The sequence below is a fragment of the Pectobacterium odoriferum genome (assembly GCF_009931295.1).
Classification (GTDB): domain Bacteria; phylum Pseudomonadota; class Gammaproteobacteria; order Enterobacterales; family Enterobacteriaceae; genus Pectobacterium; species Pectobacterium odoriferum.
In genome coordinates this window covers 3,161,759-3,181,035 of record NZ_CP034938.1, presented here as the reverse complement: position 1 = coordinate 3,181,035, position 19,277 = coordinate 3,161,759, and the positions used below count along the sequence as shown (strand labels likewise).

Here is a 19,277-nt window from a genome sequence, read left to right as displayed (position 1 = left end):
GCCGCTATTGATCGACGACGGAACCGTCGACGTGCAGTCGGGTTTTCAGGCCACGACGGCGATAGGGGAAGCGGTTCTCCAGATCGTCCGCCAGTTCAATACCGATGCCGGACTGCGTCGGTATTTCCATAAAGCCATCCACGCATTTGAAGGTGTTCTTCACCACGTCTTTTTTCCGCACGCCGTTCTCGACGCCCGTCGCACCAAATTTTTCCGACAGCGCCGGTTGGTCATCTCCCGGATACTCCAGCAGAGCAAAGTTCGGGATGCTGACGGCGATCTGTAAACAGGCGGCGGTAGATACCGGACTAAGCGGGTTATGCGGCACCACCATCAGATCATTGGCCTCTGCCAATGCGGCCACTTTCTTCGCACCGGTAATCCCGCCGCACATGCAAACGTCAGGACGCACATAGGCGACCGCGTTGCGGCGAATCAGCATCGCGAACTCCTGCGGGTTATTCAGGCGTTCACCGGTGGCGATAGGAATATTGATTTTGTCGGCTACTTCCGCCATCGAATCGAAGTTGTCTGCACCGATAGGGTCTTCAATAAAATAGGGATAAAACGGTTCAATGCCGCGGGCGAACACCACGGCATCGGCGGGCTTCAGGCGGCGATGGACTTCAATACACAGGTCGACATCGTTACCGACCGCTTCCCGATAGAGGCCGATGCGTTCGATGGCTTCACCGATCTCTTTGGCGTGGGTGGTGAAATAGGGCGTATCGCGTGACTCATCCAGAAACGGTGTGAGATGACCAATTGCGGTAAAGCCGTCGGCTTTGGCTTTTTTCAGATTGGCGATGGTCTCTTCCGTGGTTCGTCCTCCCGCGTGGGCATAAACGCGCGCCTTATCGCGGCAGCGGCCGCCCAGCAGGTTATAAACCGGCGTGTCGTAATACTTGCCCGCGATATCCCACAGGGCAATATCAATGGCGCTGATGGCACCCATGATGGCCGCACCACGGAAATGCCAGCAGCGATACATATACTGCCAGTGATGCTCAATGCGCAGCGGATCTTGCCCGATCAGGTACGTGCGCAGTGCCTCAACGGCCCCTTTGGAGGCATCGAGAAAGCCCCAGGCACCGGATTCGCCAATACCCGTCAGTCCCTCGTCAGTGGTGACCTCAACAAACATATAGCGGTTCGCGAGAATCACGCGCACGTCAGTAATTTTCATCAATCCTTTCCTTAAGTTAGCCTGCTTAGCATTGAGTCTAATCACAGAGGCGTGCGGGTTGTCAACGTTGACGTCAGCAGCGTGGTTAGCGCATCCGGTGCGTCAATCATCGCATCGTGGTCGCTGTCGAGCGTCAGAAATCGCCAGGTTGGATCGGTCTGAGCGCGTTGTACTGAGGTGGTGAGATAGTTGCCCGCCGCGCGCGTGCAGCGAATGTAGGTCTTCTTCAGCGTCGGTGGTGCGGGTGCCAGTGCGACGGATTCAAAGTAGGTATTTACCGGCTGCGGTGTCAGGCGGGAATCGACCCACTCGCGATCGTCTTCGTTCACGCCAAACAGCAGCGACGGAAGCGGAGGAATGTGCCACGTGGGGTCGCGCGCCGCCTGTGTCTGGTAGGCGGCGATGAGAGCAGGCGCGTGATCCAGCAACTTTTCGCTCGGTGCGGGTAAAAACGCATCCAGCAGAATCAGGTGGCTGACGACGTCAGGCAGTTGATACGCGGCGGCCGTAGCGGGAAAGCCGCCGTAGCTGTGGCCGACCAGCGTCACATCGCGCCAACCCTGTTGGCGGATCGTGTCGGTAATATCGTGAATGTGGGTGGACAGGTTAATGCCGCGCGATAGCTCGTCACGGCGTTCTGCCAGCCCGGTGAGCGTCAATGCCGAAGAGGCAAAGCCTGCGGTGGTAAGCCGCTCGGTCACACGCGACCAGCACCAGCCGCCGTGCCAGGCACCGTGTATCAAGACAAACGTGGTGGCGTGGGCGTCAACGGTCATGGGAAGGATTCTCCTGATTCTGCGTATGCAGCGCCGCATCCAGCCGTATCAGCGCAATCACATAGACTGGCAGTGCCGCCAGCAGCGAGGGCAGATGGATCACTTCGTCTGCGCCGTGCGGTAAGCCGTGGCCTGTGGGTAGGAAGTCTGGGCTATTGGCCTCGGTACGCAGGTAGCCGGGGCCGAACGTAATCGCACGCGGCAGCACTTTGGAATGCGTTACGCCTCCCATTGAATAGGCAGGGTCCGCACGACCTGTCACATCGTGCCAGCTCTGCTGCAAGACCTGCCGCGAGCTGTTCTCTTCCGGCAGATAAAACGGTGGCACGTCACGCCAGCCGTCCACCAGCGAGATGTTGGTTGCCACTGTGGCAAGTTGGTCGCGTAATGCCGCGATGATCGCGTTTCCTTCCCGCGTCACCGGATAGCGAATGTCGGCAAGGAGAGTCAGTGAACCGGGAGTGGTCGACTGCCAGAGACCTGCGTTCAGCGTCAGCCTGCCCGACGGCGCATCCTCCTGCGCCAGCCCAATAGGCTCGCCATAGGGAGAAGCGAAAATCTGCTGTAACTGCGCGGCTAGCGTGCGTTCCGGTTCTGGCAGCAGCTCCAGCTCGCGTAGGGCATCCAGCAGCACTACGGCGGCGCTGAGCGTGCCGTCAGGGAAGGCCGCATGGCCGGCAATACCCTGTGCCTGTAGCGTGATCCCCTGTTCAGTGGGGATTAGCGTGATGCGTCCGGCCCCCAGACCGCGCAGCCTATCGACGCTGAGATCGCGGGGGGCATCGGCGAGCGTGATGTGCGCAGTAGCCGGAATGCTGTTGGCCGCATTGCCAGCGGTCAGGTTCGCCAGCACGCCCGCGTCGGCAATGTGCAGGCGGAACGCGATTTGCCCTTTCTGCGCATAGTTCACTGGGAACTTCCCGTCGGTGACCAGCGAAATACGCGGTACTGGCCCGTGTTGGGCAAACCAGGCGAGATCGGCCATGTCGGTCTCTTCCGCCAACCCATAAACGATGCGCAGATTGTGGTGTAGGGGAATATCCAGCGCGCGGATCAACTTGAGCAAATAGAGATCGAGGATCGCGGGGCCTTTGTTGTCAGCTACGCCGCGTCCGATCAGAAAATCACCGTGACGCGTCAGCGCAAACGGCGGGTACGTCCAGTGTTCACCCGCGGGCACAACATCAAGGTGGCTAATCAGGCCGATATCCTCGCTGTGCTCGCCGTAAACCACCGAACCCGCGTAGCCCGCATGGCGCTCGGTACGGAACCCGGCCTGTTCCGCTAACGTCAACGCGGTATTCAATACGCGGGCGCACTCGGGGCCAAATGGCGCGCCCGGCTGAGCGAGATCGGCGCGGCTCACGCTGGGAATGGCAATCCACGTCGCCAGCTCATCAATCAGCGAGTCACGCTGTGCGGCAATCCACCGCTCGATTTTGGGTAACAGGGCGCTTTCTTGTGGGGTAAGGGCTGTGGACATACTTTTCTCCATTAAGTGACCAAATAACATAAAACATCTGCCCGCCACGCTTTAGCATGATTCCTTTCATGCATATCCACAGAAAATATATATACCCGTCATACTTCAAGCTGCTTGTGCGTTGGCAATACTCGGCTCATTGCTGAGCCTCGCCCTGAAGGGCCGCCGCAAGCGGCGTTCAAATCGGCTAAGCCAATTTGTCCTTGCTCACCCCAGTCACTTACTGGTGTAAGCTCTTGGGGATTCGCGCGGTTGCCGCGTTACAAGGCCATGCGGCCTTGTCCTAAAGGACCAACGCAGAGCGTTGTTCAAAACGCTCACGTTTTGTCACGCAACTCGAATTATTTAGGGTATAGCGATTGTTATTCCTGCCCGCTGTATAGGCATTATTCATTTTTCGCTGCAAGACCAATAACGCGTGCAATACCGTTTATCAGATATCCTTATCCTGAATCTCTATAAAAGAAATGACAGGTTGCCGTTATAGTGATGGTGAAATAAGTAATTAGAAGCACCCTTATTATTTTTAACGTCGTTTGAGCATCGTCCAGCGTGGCGAGTAGTCATCGTAAAAAACACAGTATTGATTGTTATTCCCTGCCGTTGTCGGCGGGTGGGTATTTTTATCGCTAAATAAAGGGATTCACTGATGTTGTCGGGTTTTTTAGGGATGAAGGGCAACACGATGCGATGTATTCCGTAAGCGGCGGTGAGGTAGACATATTTATTTTATCGCGCGATATATTCATAGCACATAAAAAGGTGAGCAAGATGGGAACTCTCGCATTACAGCAGCGTATCAGTAGCAGTATTGAACAGCATCGCGAAGAATATATTGCGATTTCCCAGGATATTCATGCGCATCCCGAAACGGGTAATAATGAATATTACGCCAGCGGGCTATTAACGGATTTATTAAGGAAGCATCACTTCACGGTAACGCTGAACGTTGCCGGACATGAAACGGCCTTTTATGCGGAAAAAGACAGCGGCAAACCGGGGCCGACCATTGCTTACCTCGCTGAATACGATGCGTTAATCGATATCGGCCATGCCTGCGGTCATAACATCATCGGAGTAACCAGTCTGGCGGCTGCGATTGCACTGGCAGAGGTTATCGATCAGACCGGCGGCAAGGTGGTGGTGTTGGGTACGCCAGCCGAAGAAGGCGGCCTGCGCGGGAAAGGCGGAATTAATGGCAACGTGAAGGCGCGTTTTGTTGAACATGGCTTCCTTGATCGGGTCGATGTCGCCCTGATGGTTCATCCGGCAGGAAAAACGCGGCTCACTGGGCCGTCGCTGGCAAACAATCACCTCTATTTTCATTTTTACGGTAAACCCTCCCATGCAGGAAGCTCGCCGCATAAAGGCGTGAACGCGCTGGATGCGCTGGTGCTGCTTTACAACGGAATCAGCGTGCTGCGCCAGCAACTGCCGGACGGCGTTCGGGTTCACGGCATTATTACCAACGGCGGGCAGGCGCCGAATGTGATTCCAGAATACGCCTCCGCCCACTATTACATTCGTGCCAAAACGCGCGAAGACGTGGTGGCGTTAGAACCGCGTATTCGCGCGATTGCGGATGGCGTCGCGCTGGCAACGGGCACCACGGTGAAAATTGAACATCAGGTTGGCCCGCGTGATTTCCTGATCAACCACTCGCTGAATGCCATCCTGCTGGAAGAATTCACTGCCGCAGGGGAGGTGGTCGATCAAAAAGCGAAGGAGGGCATCGGTTCGACGGATGCCGGAGATATCAGCCATGCGGTGCCGACGGCACACCCCACGATTAAAATCGGTCCTGACGATCTGATCGGCCACACCGTGCCATTCCGTGAAGCGGCAAATTCCCCGCTCGGTTATGCCGCGCTGCTGACGGGCGCGCAGGTTCTGGCTCGAACCGGTCTGCGACTGTTGACGGATCCCCGCGCGTTACAGGATGCCAAAGACGAGTTTGCTGGCCGTCGCTCGGTTACCGACGCCGCCTGATGCGGCGTCTGCACAGGCTGAATATCATAAAAATAGTGGAGTTTCCCATCAATGAAATGGTTTAACTTTCCTGCCGCTGCACTCTTGCTCGCGGCCAGTTTACCCTGGGGAATCGCGCTGGCGGAAACCGTCAATCGCGATGCAACGCTGAATATCGCTTATGGCAAACGACCGGGTACGCTCGATCCTTACCTGACAACCAACAGTGCGACCACGGATGTGGTACGCCACATTTTTGAACAACTTTTTACGATTAACGATCGGTTTGAACCGGTGCCGGAACTGGTTGAACGCTATTCGCTGAGTGATGACCGCAAGGTCTATACCTTTGTGCTGCGCGACGGTATCCGCTTTCATGATGGTCAGCCGCTGACGGCAGACGATGTGGTGGCATCGATGAACCGCTGGCTGACCGTCTCTACGCAGGGGAAAGCCAATCTGCCGGGAGCGCAGTTTAGCCGGATTGACGATCGCACCGTACAGCTGACGGTACAGACGCCGTCTCTGATTACCCTGAATGTGCTGGCCGATTTGAAGAACCTGCCTTCGATTATGCCTAAGCGCCTGATCGACGAAGCCAATACCAGCAAAAAACCGGTGAGTGAACTGATTGGCACCGGTCCTTACAAACTAGCGGAATTCAAACAGGGGGATTATCTGCATCTGACGCGCTATGACGGTTATGTCTCGCGTAGCGAACCTGCGAATGGTCTGTCGGGCCAGAAAAAGGCCGAGGTGAAAGATATCTGGTTCCGCTACATCACGGATGAATCTACCCGGTTGGCAGGCGCATTGACCGGTGAATATGACGTCGTTTTCGATTTACCAAAAGACAACATTGACGCGCTGAATAGCGCCCGCGATGTGAAGCTGTATCGTCCCGAAGCGGGAGGATCGCTGATCACCTACCTGTTCAACAAGAATCGCGGACCGTTTGCCGATGTGAAACTGCGTCAGGCATTCAATCTGGCGCTCGATGTCCATCAGGTGCTGCTGGCGGGCTACAGCGATCCACGCTTTTTCAGGGAAGATTCATCGTTAGGTTTTCCTGAGCAGGTGGACTGGCACAGTGAAGCTGGTAAGCCTTACTGGAATCAGCACAAGCTGGACGAGGCCAGAAAGCTGGTAAAAGAGTCCGGCTATAACGGTGAAGAAGTGGTGATCATCGCCACCAAGGAATACGCCGAATTGTACAATTTGGCGATTGTCGCACAGCAGGTGCTCAAACAGATTGGCGTGAAATCTCGTCTTGATGTCTATGACTGGGCCACGGTGTTACAGCGGCGTCAGGATCCTAAAAACTTCGACCTGTGTGCGCTGGAATTCTCGATGCGTCAGGTGCTGCATCAGTATCCTTTCCTGGATTCCCGCGCCAAATTCCCCGGCCTGAGTAACAGCCCGGAAATTGATGCGCTGCTGGATGATATCAAGCAGGCTCCGTCGCTACAGGCGGCAAGAGGACTGGTGGATAAACTCCACGTGCAAACCTGGACCTATCTGCCGGTGATTGTGCTGGGGCGCACCACGCCTGATGCGGTCGCGATCAAGCACCATGTTCACGGCTATCGGGATTTAATCGGCCCCGTCCTGTGGAACGTCAGCATCACAAAACCGTAAGCGGAGAAGCGAATGGGATGGTTTATTTTCCATCGGCTGCTGGCGCTGATACCCGTGCTGCTGGTGGTTTCCATCGTGGTGTTTTGTCTGGTACATCTGGCACCGGGCGATCCGGTGTTGGTGATTCTGGGCAATGATGCCAGTCCGGGGGATGTCGCCGCGCTGCGTCAACAAATGGGGCTGGATAAGCCCCTGCTGACACAGTTTGTCGTGTGGTTTGGCGCAGTGCTGCGTGGCGATCTCGGCCATTCGCTCTTCATGAATGCCAGCGTCATGTCGCTTTTCTTGCAGCACCTGCAACCTACGCTGGCACTGGCGCTCTATGCGCAAGGGTTGGCGCTGCTGCTTGGGCTGGCGGCTGGCGTGCTTAGCGCATCGCAACAGGGACGGTTTCTGGATCGCCTGATTATGGGGCTGGCGGCGGTGGGGATGTCGATTCCCGGCTTTTTACTCGGGCTGTTTCTGATTTTCTTTTTTGCCGTGCAGTTGCGCTGGTTTCCGGTTGTGGGATACAGCTCGACGCGCGGCGATGTGCTGGTCAATCTGTGGTATATGACGCTTCCGGCGCTGGCATTGGGGCTGCGCATCGCGGCGCTGATTGCCCGCATGACGCGCGCGGTCATGCTCGATGTGTTGAGCGAAAACTACATTAAAACGGCGCGTGCCAAAGGCGTAGCGGAATACCGGGTTCTGCTGCGTCACGGCCTGAAAAATGCGCTCCTGCCTATTCTCACCATCTGCGGTGAATCTTTCGGTTCGCTCGTGACGGGAACGATTGTGATTGAAAGCGTGTTCGGCATTCCCGGCGTCGGCTCGCTGGTGGTGGATTCCATCGAACGCCGCGATTTCTCGGTGATTCAGGGGGCAGTGCTGCTGATTACCGTCAGCTATGTGCTGATTAATTTGGCGGTGGATATTCTGGGGCACGCCGTTGACCCGCGTCTCTCCCTGTCTGGGGAGAAGGAGTGACATGAAAGCGCTGTTTGCCAATCAACTCCTGACAACGGGCATCGCGATCCTGCTGCTTATTCTTGTTGTCGCGGTGGGGGGCGCGTTTCTCAGCCCTTACGATCCCTATGCCTTAAATCCTCTGGAACGGTTGTCCGCACCGACGTGGCAACACTGGTTTGGCACCGATAATTTTGGCCGCGATGTGTTTGTGCGGGTTGCGATTGCGGTCCAGATCTCGTTGTCCGTTGGGGGCGCGGTCGCGCTGATTTCAGGCGCGATTGGCACGCTAATCGGCCTGCTATGTGTTTGGTATCGCCCGTTGGATATGGTCATCATGCGGATTTGTGACGGATTGTTTGCCTTTCCTTCTCTGCTGCTGGCCATTTCCATCGTCGGTATTCTTGGTCCGAATCCCGCCAATGTCGTACTGGCGCTGTCGCTGGTCTATGTGCCGTCGGTGGCGCGCGTGATGCGGGCGGCGGCGCTGGTGATCAAGGAGAAAAATTACATCGAGGCGCTGCGTGCGCAGGGGGCAAAGAGTCGCCGGATCATCTGGTTGCACATTTTGCCCAACGTGGTATCGCCGCTGATCGTTCAAGTGTCGTGGATCTTCTCGGTCGCGATTCTCACCGAGGCGGCGCTGAGCTTTTTAGGTTCGGGGATCCCTGCGCCGACGCCCAGCCTTGGTAATTTATTGCTGGAGGGGAAAAAAGTGATTTTTACCTCCTGGTGGATGACCTTTTTCCCCGGTATGGCCATTGTGCTCTTGATCCTGTCTCTGAATATGATTGGAGACGGCCTGCGCGATATCTCCGATCCTACGCTTAAGCCGCTCTCACGTCGGGTTTCCCGTCTGCTGAAAGCGGTTACGACACCAAAGTGAATATGATGAGTGAAACGCCGCTACTGTCTGTCAAAGACCTGAGAGTCACGTTTGCCGCGCCGTCTGGCCTCTTGCACCCTGTCCGTGGGGTCTCTTTTGAGGTGAACCCGCGTGAGACGCTGGGCATCATCGGTGAATCTGGCTGTGGCAAAAGCGTCACCGCCGATGCGCTGATGGGCTTGTTGCCTGCGCGCGCTAGCCGGGTCGGCGGTGAGGCCTGCCTGAACGGTCAGCCGCTGCTGTCGCTGTCGGATGAGGCGCGACGACGCCTGCGGGGCAATGCGTTGGCCATGATTTTTCAGGACCCGCTCTCCAGCCTTAATCCCGTCTATACCGTGGGTGAACAGATCGATGAAAGCCTGCGGCAGCACACCACGCTCTCGCGTCAGGCGCGAAAAGCACGGGTACATGAACTGCTAACCCAGGTGGGGATGCCCGATCCGGCCGCCTGTTCCGTGAGCTATCCGCATCGGCTATCTGGCGGGATGCGCCAGCGAGTGATGATTGCTATCGCCATTGCCTGCGGACCGGGATTGCTGATTGCCGATGAACCGACAACGGCGCTCGATGTCACCATTCAGGCACAGATTCTTTCGCTGTTGGATAAGTTAAAAACCGAAACCGACATGGGTATCGTGCTGATTACGCACGATCTGTCGGTGGTGGCGCAGATGTGTCAGCGCGTGATCGTGATGTATCTGGGGGAAGTGGTGGAGCAGGCGGATGTGTTCACGCTGTTTGATAACGCGCGCCATCCTTACACGCAGGCGCTGCTGCGGGCGGTACCTAACCTTGATGCGCCGCGTAAAAGCGAGCTGCCGGAGATAACCGGCAGTGTCCCACCGTTGTCTCATCCGCCTATCGGCTGTGGTTTTGCTCCGCGCTGCCCGCTGGCGGATGAACGCTGTCACCAGTCTCCCCCCGAGCTTTCCGTGGCTGACGGGTCGGGCCATCGCGTACGTTGCTGGAAGGCAGATAGCCTCGGGAGTGCCGTATGAGCGAACCGTTATTACGAGTGAAAAACCTGCGTAAAACCTTTCGGGTCGGGCAGGGATGGCGTAAAAAAACGCGGGTAGCGCTCGATGATGTCAGTTTCCATATTTTCCCCGGTGAGACTTATGCGCTGGTTGGGGAATCAGGCAGTGGAAAAAGCACCACGGGACGCAGTATTTTAGGCCTGACGCCCGCGAATGCCGGGGAACTGCACTTTGCCGGCCACGATCTCCGGCAGCAGAACGCAGAGCAGTTGCGACTACTGCGGCGCGACATGCAGATGATCTTTCAGGACCCGCTTTCCTCGCTCGATCCCAAGCGTAGCGTCGGGTACAGCATAGAAGAACCGCTGATTATCCACGGCATACGCGATAGCGAATGGCGCAAGGCGCAGGTGATCAAGATGCTGACGCGAGTCGGGTTTACCGCTGCGGATGCCGGACGCTTTCCACACGAGTTTTCCGGCGGGCAGCGTCAGCGTATCGGGATTGCCCGCGCACTGGTGCTGGAACCGAAATTGATCGTGTGCGATGAGCCGGTTTCGGCGCTGGATGTCTCTATCCAGTCGCAAATTCTGAATCTGCTTTTGGCGTTACAGCGGGAGCAGGGGCTGGCGTATTTGTTTATCGCGCACGATCTGAGCGTGGTACACCATATTGCCGACCGTATTGGCGTGATGTATCGCGGGCGCATTGTCGAAGAAGCGCCTGCGGCGACGCTGTTTTCACAGGCGCGTCATCCGTATACCCGTTTCCTGTTGGCCTCGATTCCGCCCGCGCATCCACGGTTAAAGCGGGCTGTTCAGGTGGACGCGCAGCAAGGGCAAGAGAGCGGGTGTCAGTTTGACGAACCGACACCCGGCACGTCGGCGCGATGCCGCATACATCCAACGCAAGAATATTGGATCAATGCGGAACACCGCGTCGCCTGCGCCCGATCAGAGATGCCCTGACAGTCGCTGGTGAATTTTGGTGCTGTGGGTATCCAGCCCGATGATAGTGACCTTCGCCTCGTAGCGATGATAGCGGGTTTCGATCGCGTCGAGCGCCGCCACGCTGGAGGCATCCCAGATTTGGGCGTGCGTCAGATCGATGGTGACGTTTTGCGGGTCTTGCGCATAAAGAAAGTGCTCGAAGAGATCGTTGCTGCTGCCGAAGAATAGGGGGCCGCGTACCATGTAGTGCACCGACTGTCCGTCTTCGCTCACCTGACGCTCCGCGTGAATGACGTGCGCCACGCGGCGCGCAAACAGCAAGATGGCAAAGATCACGCCGCCCGCCACGCCGATAGCCAGATTCCCCGTCGAGACGGTCGCGACAACCGTCACGATAACCACCAGCGTTTCCGATAGCGGCATACGCTTCAGCGTGGTTGGGTGCAGGCTATGCCAGTTCATCGTTTTCAGTGCGACGATCATCATAATGCCTGCCAGCACCACCATCGGAATTTTCGCCATGATTTCGCTCAGCCCAGTCACCAGCAGCAACAGCACCAGCGCGGCGGCGAGGGTGGAAATGCGTGTGCGCGCTTTACCCAACTCCACGTTGACCACGGTCTGCCCGATCATCGCACATCCGGCAATGCCGCCATAAAATCCAGCGAAGATATTGGAAATGCCCAGCCCCCAGCATTCCCGGCGCTTGCTGGACGGGGTATCCGTGATGTCGTCGACCAGTTTGGCGGTTAACAGCGATTCCATCAGCCCAACAAAGGCGATACTCAGCGCGGTTGGCCAGATGATGTGTAGCGTTGCAAGATTGAACGGCACCAGCCACTGGGTGAAACTCGGTAATCCGGGTTGCATGGGACCCGCATCACCGACGTTAGGCACAGTGATGCCGGTAAACATGGCAATCGCGGTCACTGTCACAATGGCAACCAGCGGCGCGGGAATGCTTTTCACCACATAAGGCAGCAGCAGAACAATCGCGAGCGTCAACGCAAACAGCAGCCAGACGAGCGAAGATTGCCCGTAAATATGCGGCACCTGCGCGGCAAAAATCAGGATGCCCAGCGCGTTCACGAAACCGATCATCACCGAGCGGGGGATGTAGCGCATCATCCTCGCCAAGCCAGCCAGCCCAAACAGAATCTGGATGATCCCCGCCATGATTACCGCTGGCAGAATATAGGCTACGCCGTGCGCATGTACCAGCGGGCCGATCACCAGCGCCACGGCACCCGCTGCGGCGGTCACCATCGCCGGTCTGCCGCCGAGAAAGGACATGGTAAAACACAACACGATGGAGGCGAACAGGCTGACTTTGGGATCAACCCCCGCGATGATGGAAAAGGAAATCACTTCTGGGATAAGCGCCAGCGCGGTGATGGTGCCCGCCAAAACTTCGCGCATCAGCAGCGAGGGCGAGCGTAATACAGCAAGCGTTGACGTAGCCGATGTCACTGGCGTCGGCGTTGCGTCGGGTGATGAGATCATAAGTGCAGGCTCTGATTTTTTCTTAATTATCGGTCGATGACGAAAGGGCGGGAGAGGATAAATTATCGGCAGGATAAAAGATACTGTCCGTCATCGACAGGCAAGGAAAAGCCAGTAGGGAAACGAAGGGGCGGATAGCGCGTCGTTCTATCCGCCCGCTCGTTGTGCTTTTCCGTTAATCACTAGACATCAATAATCACTAGGCATCAATCGCCAGAATGGCCATAAATGCCTCGCGGGGAATGTCTTCGCGCGCGACAACGCGATGACCGACTTTTGCCTGAGCTGGAACGGGATACAGCTTACGCGGAATCACGTATTTCAACGCTTTCACGATCTCGGTTGCCCGCTCCCATGCCTTATGACGCTTTCGCTATGGCTTCTGGAGGCTGCCAACCGCCGCCGAGAGCCTTGAATGTGGCGACGGCTGCGCGCGCCGATTCGGTTTGAGCCTGAGCCCGGGCATCGGAGGTTTGTAGCAGGGTTTCATCGGCGTGAAGGACGTCAATCAGGCTGCTTGTCCCTTTCTGGTAGGCGATGAAAGACGACTGTCGCGCGCTGGCTAACGATGTCTCACCAGCGGCTAACGTTGTGGCCTGCGTTTCGCGATTAACCAAGGCCGAGAAGGCGTTCTCAACATCTTCGGTCGCACGGAGTACTGAGAGGCGGTAAGCCGCCAGCGCTTCGGCTTCCTGTCCCTTAGCCTGATCGATCTGGGCGTTAATGCGGCCGAAATCGAAGAGTCGCCAGCGTAGTCCCAATACGCCCGCTGATTGGCTGGCACCGTTGGAGAACAGATTGCCGCTCGACACCGACGTTGCGCTGCCGAGTAAGGCGCTGAGCGAGAATTTAGGATAGTACTCGCTGATGGCTACCCCGATACGTGCGTTGGAGGCCGCGAGATGGCGTTCGGCCACGATAATATCGGGTCTGCGGCGCAGCAGATCGGCGGGTGTTCCTGTCGATATGAGCGCCGGAGGCTGTGGAATGGCCTGCGAGGTAGATAGCTGGGCTCGATGGGTGCCGGGAGGCGTGCCGAGCATCACGTCCAATGCGTTCATCGCGGCATCTATCCCAGTCTCGAGAACTGGCACATTGGCCTGAACCTGTGAAAGCGTGCCTTCGGTCTGGCGGATTTGATATTCTGCGGCGAGTCCTTTGCTGTGCAGTAGCTGTACTTTATCCAGCAGTTGTTGCTGCGTGTTGACCTGTTTAGTGGCGATCGCCAGACGCGTTTGTAATCCGCGCAGGGTGATATAGATGTCGGCAGTCTGAGCGGCAACAGCCAGACGTGTGGCCGCGACGCCTGCCTCGGAAGCCTGATAATCAGCCAATGCCGCCTGACGGCCGCGTCTCAGGCCACCGAATACATCAAGCTCCCAACTGGCGTTAAGGTCGGCTTCATAGGCATTGCCGTAGCGACTATAGCCAGGAACCGTGTTAAGCAACTGGCCCTGTGATGTTTCAACCGACTGATAGGCGCGGGCACTTTGTCCGCTGATGTTGCCCGATGGCAGCAGCGCCGCCGTTGCTGCGCCAAGCCCAGCCCGTGCCTGACTCACCCGTGCGGACGCCTGGGCTAAATCAAGATTCTGTGCGAGCGCGCTTGAAACTAACTCGCTCAGTAAGGGATCATTGAAACTTTCCCACCAGACCGCCACGTTGGCAGCCTGGGTTGCGTTCCCTGATTTTGTGACAGGCTGTTTTGAGACAGATCGTTCTGCGGCGGATTGCGTCTGATAACGCGCCGATAGCGGCGCATCTGGGCGGTGATAATCCGGCCCAACGGCGCAACCTGCCATTAAGCTCGTGGTCACCACCAAGGAAAGGGTACGGAGGGATAACATAGGAATTCCTTGAGTCAAAAGGTGGTGACCACATTACCATTTGGTCACTCATTGTCAATCAGGGCTCGGTGAGCTAAGCTTGAAAAATGACTAAACATATGAATACACATCCCCCACGCGGGCCGTCGGACCATAGCGTTCGAGATCAGGTTGTGGAAGCGGCCAAAGCGCACTTCGGACACTTTGGATATGAAAAGACAACCGTGTCCGATTTAGCCAAAGCGATTGGTTTTTCTAAGGCATATATCTACAAATTTTTTGATTCCAAGCAGGCGATAGGTGAGGTGATCTGTGCCAGCCGGCTGGCGATGATTATGGATATTGTCAATTCAGCGATTGCTGATGCGCCAACGGCATCAGAAAAACTGAGACGCCTGTTCAGAGCCTTGACAGAAGCGGGCAGTGACTTATTTTTTCACGATCGTAAGTTATACGATATTGCCGCTGTAGCCAGCCGCGATCGGTGGCCTTCGGCAGCGGCACATGAAGAAAAACTACGCCAGCTTATTCAGCAAATTCTTCTGGAGGGACGGCAGTCCGGGGAGTTTGAGCGCAAGACGCCACTGGATGAAACGGCGGATGCGATCTATCTGGTCATGCGCCCTTATATCGTCCCCGCTCAACTGCAATATAACCTGGATACGGCAGCGTCCGCTGCGGTGTTACTGTCGTCGTTAATATTGCGTAGCCTGTCACCTTAAGGATTCTGGCATATTAAAAATGTGACCATTGACAATATTGGTCACTAATCGGAGAATGCGGTTTCTGTCCTGCTCATTTAAGAAGGGAACCCATGCTTCGGCTCAAATCCGCCACTCTTGCTGTTTGCCTGTTGCCTCTCGCCCTGGTGGCGTGCGGCGACGCTACCAACGTTGACGATCCACGCAATCAGCCTCCTTTAGTGAGAGCGGCTACCGTGGTGAGTGCCGCCGAAACGTCGCGCTCGTTTACTGGTGTTGTTGTCGCCCGCATTCAAAGCGACCTTGGTTTTCGGGTACAAGGCAAAATACTTGAACGTCTGGTTGATACCGGCGAAAGCGTCAAACGCGGTCAGCCTTTGATGCGTTTGGACCCCATCGATCTCAGCTTACAGGCACAAGCACAACAGCAGACGGTTGCCGCTGCGCGGGCTCGTGCCAGACAGGCTAGCGATGATGAAGCACGTTATCGAGGTTTGGTTGCCGCAGGTGCTATCTCCGCGTCAGCGTACGATCAGATCAAGGCGGCGGCCGAGACGGCGAAAGCGGAACTGAGCGCCGCGCAGGCTCAGGCCGATGTGGCACGCAATGCGACGGGGTATGCCGTTTTGATGGCTGATGCTGATGGCGTGGTGGTCGACACGCTGGCGGAACCGGGGCAGGTGGTTAGTGCCGGGCAGCCTGTTATCCGGCTGGCGCGTGCGGGACAACGGGAGGCCGTCGTACATCTGCCTGAGACGCTACGCCCCGTGGTTGGGAGCGAAGCCATGGCGATGCGATACGGTTCTGGTAATCCCGCCATTCCCGTGAAACTGCGACTGCTGTCCGACGCTGCCGACCCTCAGACTCGCACGTTTGAAGCGCGTTATGTCCTTGAAGGCGCGCTGGCGAACACGCCGCTCGGTTCCACCGTCACACTGAATATTGCAGAAGATAAGTTATCTGAGCCGGTTCTTCAGGTGCCTATTGCCGCGCTTTATGATGCGGGGAAAGGGCCGGGCGTGTGGAGTATTTCCGGTGAGCCCATCAAGGTGTCGTGGCACTCTGTCAACGTGCTTGGGTTGGGTGATGACACGGCAAGAGTCACTGGCGGCCTACGGCCCGGTGAACAGATTGTGGCGTTGGGCGCGCATCTGCTGCATGAAGGCGAAGAGATCCGCATGGCAGAACCGCGCGCTGCCGACACGGCGGGGAACCGACCATGAGTGAGCTACGCTTCAACCTTTCGGCGCTCGCGGTGCGCGAACGCGCCATCACACTCTTCCTTATTATCCTGATTACCGTGGCCGGTATTCTCTCGTTCTTCGAACTGGGACGGGCAGAAGATCCACCGTTCACTGTCAAACAGATGACCATTATCTCTGCATGGCCGGGGGCGACCGCTCAGGAAATGCAGGATCAGGTGGCCGAACCGTTAGAAAAGCGTATGCAGGAACTGAAGTGGTACGACCGTTCAGAAACCTACACGCGCCCGGGACTCTCCTTCACCATGCTGTCGCTGCTCGATAGTACGCCTCCGTCACAGGTACAGGAGGAATTCTATCAGGCGCGCAAAAAGCTCGGCGATGAAGCCAAAAACCTGCCGACGGGTGTTATTGGGCCGATGGTCAACGATGAGTTCTCGGACGTGACGTTTGCGCTCTTTGCACTGAAGGCGAAAGGCGAGCCTCAGCGTGCGTTGGTTCGTGATGCCGAATCGTTGCGTCAGCGTCTGTTGCATGTGCCGGGCGTGAAGAAGGTCAATATTATCGGGGAGCAGTCTGAACGGATATTTGTGTCGTTTTCGCATGACCGACTGGCGACGCTGGGGATTTCTCCTCAGGACATTTTCTCTGCGCTGAACAACCAAAACGTACTGACGCCTGCCGGTTCGATTGAAACAGACGGCCCGCAGGTTTTTCTTCGCTTGGACGGTGCCTTCGACACGCTGGAGAAAATTCGTGACACGCCGATTGTCGCACAGGGCAGAACACTGAAACTGTCGGATGTGGCGACGGTGAGCCGTGGCTATGAAGATCCCGCGACCTTTTTGGTCCGTAATCAGGGCGAGCCAGCACTGTTGCTGGGCGTGGTGATGCGTGAAGGGTGGAACGGTTTAACGTTGGGGAAAGCGCTGGATGCGGAGACTGCCAAGATCAATGAAGGCATGCCGCTGGGGATGACGCTGTCGAAGGTTACCGATCAATCGGTGAACATCAGCTCGTCCGTTGATGAATTCATGATCAAGTTCTTCGTCGCGTTGCTGGTGGTGATGGCGGTATGTTTCGTCAGCATGGGCTGGCGTGTGGGTGTCGTTGTCGCGGCAGCGGTGCCATTGACGCTGGCTATTGTTTTCGTCGTGATGGAAGCATCCGGTAAGAACTTCGATCGCATCACGTTAGGATCGCTGATTCTGGCGCTGGGGCTGTTGGTAGATGACGCCATTATTGCCATCGAGATGATGGTGGTGAAAATGGAGGAGGGCTACGGTCGCATCAAAGCCTCAGCCTATGCCTGGAGTCATACGGCTGCCCCGATGCTGGCCGGTACGCTGGTCACCGCCGTGGGGTTCATGCCTAACGGTTTCGCGCAGTCTACCGCCGGTGAGTACACCAGCAACATGTTCTGGATCGTCGGCATTGCCCTGATAGCTTCTTGGGTGGTTGCGGTAGTCTTTACGCCTTATTTAGGGGTGAAGATGCTGCCGGAAATCAAAACCGTGGAGGGGGGACATGCCGCTATCTATAACACCCGCCATTACAACCAATTTCGCCGTTTACTGACGCGTGTTATCGCGCAGAAATGGATGGTTGCCAGCACCGTTATAGTCTTGTTTGTTGTGGCTATTCTCGGGATGGGTATGGTCAAGAAACAATTCTTCCCAACGTCCGATCGTCCTGAAGTGCTGGTGGAGGTGCAGATGCCTTATGGTACGTCCATTGAACAGACGAGTGTCACGACGGCGAAGATCGAAGACTGGCTGAAACAGCAGGACGAAGCAAAAATCGTCACGTCCTACATCGGGCAGGGCTCGCCGCGTTTTTATTTGGCGATGGCACCTGAGTTACCTGACCCGTCGTTTGCGAAGATTGTCGTACTGACGGACAGTCAGGAAGCGCGTGAGGCACTCAAATTTCGGCTTCGTGAAGCGGCGGCTGGCGGCCTCGCGCCCGAAGCGCGTGTCCGCGTGACGCAACTGGTGTTTGGCCCGTACTCACCTTTTCCCGTTGCCTACCGCGTCATGGGGCCGGATCCTGCCACATTGCGTGAGATTGCCGATAAAGTGAAAGCGGTGATGCAGGCCAGCCCGATGATGAGGACGGTCAATACCGACTGGGGGCCGCGGGTGCCGACGCTGCATTTCACGTTGGATCAGGATCGGTTGCAATCGGTTGGGCTGACATCCAGTACGGTTGCTCAGCAACTTCAGTTCCTGCTCTCTGGCGTCCCAATTACGTCTGTGCGTGAAGACATCCGTTCTGTGCAGGTAGTGGGGCGCGCCGCGGGGGAGATTCGCCGCGATCCCGCAAAAATAGAAGGCTTTACGTTAGTCGGAGCGGCTGGCCAACGCATTCCTCTGTCGCAGATCGGTGAGGTCGAGGTACGAATGGAAGATCCTGTGCTTCGACGTCGGGACCGCACACCGACGATTACCGTTCGTGGCGACATCGCCGAAACGCTGCAGCCACCGGATGTGTCCGCGACCATTGTGAAATCATTGCAGCCCATCATTGATACGCTGCCTGCCGGATACCGTATTGAGCAGGCCGGTTCGATCGAAGAATCGGCAAAAGCGACCAAAGCAATGGCACCGCTGTTCCCTATCATGATTGCCATCACGCTGTTGATCATCATCCTACAGGTGCGCTCAATGTCGGCGATGGTGATGGTCTTCCTTACCGCGCCGCTGGGGCTGATTGGTGTGGTGCCGACGCTGCTGCTCTTCAACCAGCCGTTTGGCATCAACGCGCTTGTCGGACTGATCGCGCTATCGGGCATCCTGATGCGTAACACGTTGATACTGATAGGACAAATCCACCATAACGAGAAGGAAGGGCTCGATCCGTTCCACGCCGTGGTGGAAGCAACGGTGCAGCGCGCTCGGCCCGTGTTGCTGACGGCGATGGCGGCGATTCTGGCGTTTATTCCGCTTACCCATTCCGTCTTCTGGGGCACGCTGGCGTACACGCTGATTGGCGGGACGTTGGGGGGAACTATCATGACGCTGGTCTTCCTGCCCGCGATGTATGCCATCTGGTTCAAAATACGTCCCGATAATCAGACGCATGTCGATAAGCCCGTATCGGTATAAACCGTAATCCATATGAAAAGCACTCGCCACACATCACACATTGTGGCGAGTGCCATCCAGCCTGTGGGCGTGGAGCGTATTCCCACGCCACTCGTTGGCGTTGAGGCCACCATGAGTACTGAGATT

At 56.7% G+C, this 19,277-nt stretch carries 15 protein-coding genes; 9 read left to right on the top strand and 6 right to left on the bottom strand.

Annotated features, from left to right (window positions below):
• Positions 1–4 precede the first annotated feature (4 nt).
• The 3 genes from EO763_RS14295 to EO763_RS14285 are packed head-to-tail and all read right to left on the bottom strand — an operon-like array spanning position 5 to position 3,445.
• Positions 5–1,186, bottom strand: a complete 1,182-nt coding sequence (locus tag EO763_RS14295) for a mandelate racemase/muconate lactonizing enzyme family protein (protein WP_010278017.1) — start codon at positions 1,184–1,186, stop codon at positions 5–7.
• A 41-nt stretch (positions 1,187–1,227) separates the two neighbouring features.
• A complete protein-coding gene (locus tag EO763_RS14290) occupies positions 1,228–1,962 on the bottom strand; it encodes an alpha/beta fold hydrolase (RefSeq protein ID WP_161529354.1) in 735 nt (244 codons plus the stop codon).
• On the bottom strand, positions 1,952–3,445 hold the full coding sequence (locus tag EO763_RS14285; RefSeq protein ID WP_161529353.1) for a Sapep family Mn(2+)-dependent dipeptidase: 1,494 nt from the start codon (positions 3,443–3,445) through the stop codon (positions 1,952–1,954). The genes EO763_RS14290 and EO763_RS14285 overlap by 11 nt, the downstream gene beginning before the upstream one ends.
• 771 nt (positions 3,446–4,216) lie before the next feature.
• Between EO763_RS14285 and EO763_RS14280 the strand changes: the two genes are divergently transcribed.
• Genes EO763_RS14280 through EO763_RS14255 form a run of 6 tightly spaced genes read left to right on the top strand, consistent with a single transcriptional unit; the run spans position 4,217 to position 10,830 of the window.
• The gene (locus EO763_RS14280) at positions 4,217–5,434 is read left to right on the top strand and encodes a M20 family metallopeptidase (RefSeq protein WP_161529352.1); all 1,218 of its coding nucleotides are present in this window, start codon (positions 4,217–4,219) and stop codon (positions 5,432–5,434) included.
• 51 nt (positions 5,435–5,485) lie between these two features.
• Positions 5,486–7,051, top strand: a complete 1,566-nt coding sequence (locus EO763_RS14275; protein ID WP_161529351.1) for an ABC transporter substrate-binding protein — start codon at positions 5,486–5,488, stop codon at positions 7,049–7,051.
• A gap of 12 nt (positions 7,052–7,063) precedes the next feature.
• Positions 7,064–8,020, top strand: coding sequence for an ABC transporter permease (locus EO763_RS14270; RefSeq protein WP_039538524.1), 957 nt, complete (start codon positions 7,064–7,066; stop codon positions 8,018–8,020).
• Between the two features lies 1 nt (position 8,021).
• Positions 8,022–8,885: an ABC transporter permease gene (locus EO763_RS14265; RefSeq protein ID WP_137742554.1), complete on the top strand. Its 864-nt coding sequence runs from the start codon at positions 8,022–8,024 to the stop codon at positions 8,883–8,885.
• A gap of 2 nt (positions 8,886–8,887) precedes the next feature.
• Positions 8,888–9,883 (top strand): ABC transporter ATP-binding protein, encoded by a 996-nt coding sequence (locus EO763_RS14260; protein ID WP_161529350.1) that lies wholly within the window; start codon positions 8,888–8,890, stop codon positions 9,881–9,883.
• A complete protein-coding gene (locus tag EO763_RS14255) occupies positions 9,880–10,830 on the top strand; it encodes an ABC transporter ATP-binding protein (RefSeq protein WP_161529349.1) in 951 nt (316 codons plus the stop codon). Before EO763_RS14260 ends, EO763_RS14255 begins: the two co-directional genes overlap by 4 nt.
• On the opposite strand, the gene EO763_RS14250 is transcribed toward EO763_RS14255, so the two are convergent.
• From EO763_RS14250 to EO763_RS14240, 3 genes are all read right to left on the bottom strand, one after another.
• Entirely contained in the window at positions 10,816–12,315 is a 1,500-nt protein-coding gene (locus EO763_RS14250; protein ID WP_161529348.1) for a SulP family inorganic anion transporter, read from the bottom strand. The two genes, EO763_RS14255 and EO763_RS14250, sit on opposite strands and share 15 nt — an antisense overlap.
• 199 nt (positions 12,316–12,514) lie before the next feature.
• Positions 12,515–12,649, bottom strand: a complete 135-nt coding sequence (locus EO763_RS14245; RefSeq protein WP_244321997.1) for a hypothetical protein — start codon at positions 12,647–12,649, stop codon at positions 12,515–12,517.
• 25 nt (positions 12,650–12,674) lie between these two features.
• On the bottom strand, positions 12,675–14,162 hold the full coding sequence (locus tag EO763_RS14240; protein ID WP_161529347.1) for an efflux transporter outer membrane subunit: 1,488 nt from the start codon (positions 14,160–14,162) through the stop codon (positions 12,675–12,677).
• An 86-nt stretch (positions 14,163–14,248) separates the two neighbouring features.
• Between EO763_RS14240 and EO763_RS14235 the strand changes: the two genes are divergently transcribed.
• The 3 genes from EO763_RS14235 to EO763_RS14225 all read left to right on the top strand — a co-directional run bounded on the left by EO763_RS14235 (position 14,249) and on the right by EO763_RS14225 (position 19,151).
• The gene (locus EO763_RS14235) at positions 14,249–14,863 is read left to right on the top strand and encodes a TetR/AcrR family transcriptional regulator (protein ID WP_161529346.1); all 615 of its coding nucleotides are present in this window, start codon (positions 14,249–14,251) and stop codon (positions 14,861–14,863) included.
• Between the two features lie 92 nt (positions 14,864–14,955).
• On the top strand, positions 14,956–16,065 hold the full coding sequence (locus EO763_RS14230; RefSeq protein WP_161529345.1) for an efflux RND transporter periplasmic adaptor subunit: 1,110 nt from the start codon (positions 14,956–14,958) through the stop codon (positions 16,063–16,065).
• Positions 16,062–19,151 (top strand): efflux RND transporter permease subunit, encoded by a 3,090-nt coding sequence (locus EO763_RS14225; RefSeq protein WP_161529344.1) that lies wholly within the window; start codon positions 16,062–16,064, stop codon positions 19,149–19,151. The genes EO763_RS14230 and EO763_RS14225 overlap by 4 nt, the downstream gene beginning before the upstream one ends.
• Positions 19,152–19,277: the final 126 nt, after the last annotated feature.

Coding starts and splice junctions, on each gene's coding strand:
- EO763_RS14285 (WP_161529353.1), bottom strand. CDS start 3,445: ATGTCCACAGCCCTTACCCCACAAGAAAGCGCCCTGTTACCCAAAATC.
- EO763_RS14225 (WP_161529344.1), top strand. CDS start 16,062: ATGAGTGAGCTACGCTTCAACCTTTCGGCGCTCGCGGTGCGCGAACGC.
- EO763_RS14260 (WP_161529350.1), top strand. CDS start 8,888: ATGATGAGTGAAACGCCGCTACTGTCTGTCAAAGACCTGAGAGTCACG.
- EO763_RS14240 (WP_161529347.1), bottom strand. CDS start 14,162: ATGTTATCCCTCCGTACCCTTTCCTTGGTGGTGACCACGAGCTTAATG.
- EO763_RS14270 (WP_039538524.1), top strand. CDS start 7,064: ATGGGATGGTTTATTTTCCATCGGCTGCTGGCGCTGATACCCGTGCTG.
- EO763_RS14230 (WP_161529345.1), top strand. CDS start 14,956: ATGCTTCGGCTCAAATCCGCCACTCTTGCTGTTTGCCTGTTGCCTCTC.
- EO763_RS14235 (WP_161529346.1), top strand. CDS start 14,249: ATGACTAAACATATGAATACACATCCCCCACGCGGGCCGTCGGACCAT.
- EO763_RS14265 (WP_137742554.1), top strand. CDS start 8,022: ATGAAAGCGCTGTTTGCCAATCAACTCCTGACAACGGGCATCGCGATC.
- EO763_RS14250 (WP_161529348.1), bottom strand. CDS start 12,315: ATGATCTCATCACCCGACGCAACGCCGACGCCAGTGACATCGGCTACG.
- EO763_RS14280 (WP_161529352.1), top strand. CDS start 4,217: ATGGGAACTCTCGCATTACAGCAGCGTATCAGTAGCAGTATTGAACAG.
- EO763_RS14290 (WP_161529354.1), bottom strand. CDS start 1,962: ATGACCGTTGACGCCCACGCCACCACGTTTGTCTTGATACACGGTGCC.
- EO763_RS14255 (WP_161529349.1), top strand. CDS start 9,880: ATGAGCGAACCGTTATTACGAGTGAAAAACCTGCGTAAAACCTTTCGG.
- EO763_RS14275 (WP_161529351.1), top strand. CDS start 5,486: ATGAAATGGTTTAACTTTCCTGCCGCTGCACTCTTGCTCGCGGCCAGT.
- EO763_RS14295 (WP_010278017.1), bottom strand. CDS start 1,186: ATGAAAATTACTGACGTGCGCGTGATTCTCGCGAACCGCTATATGTTT.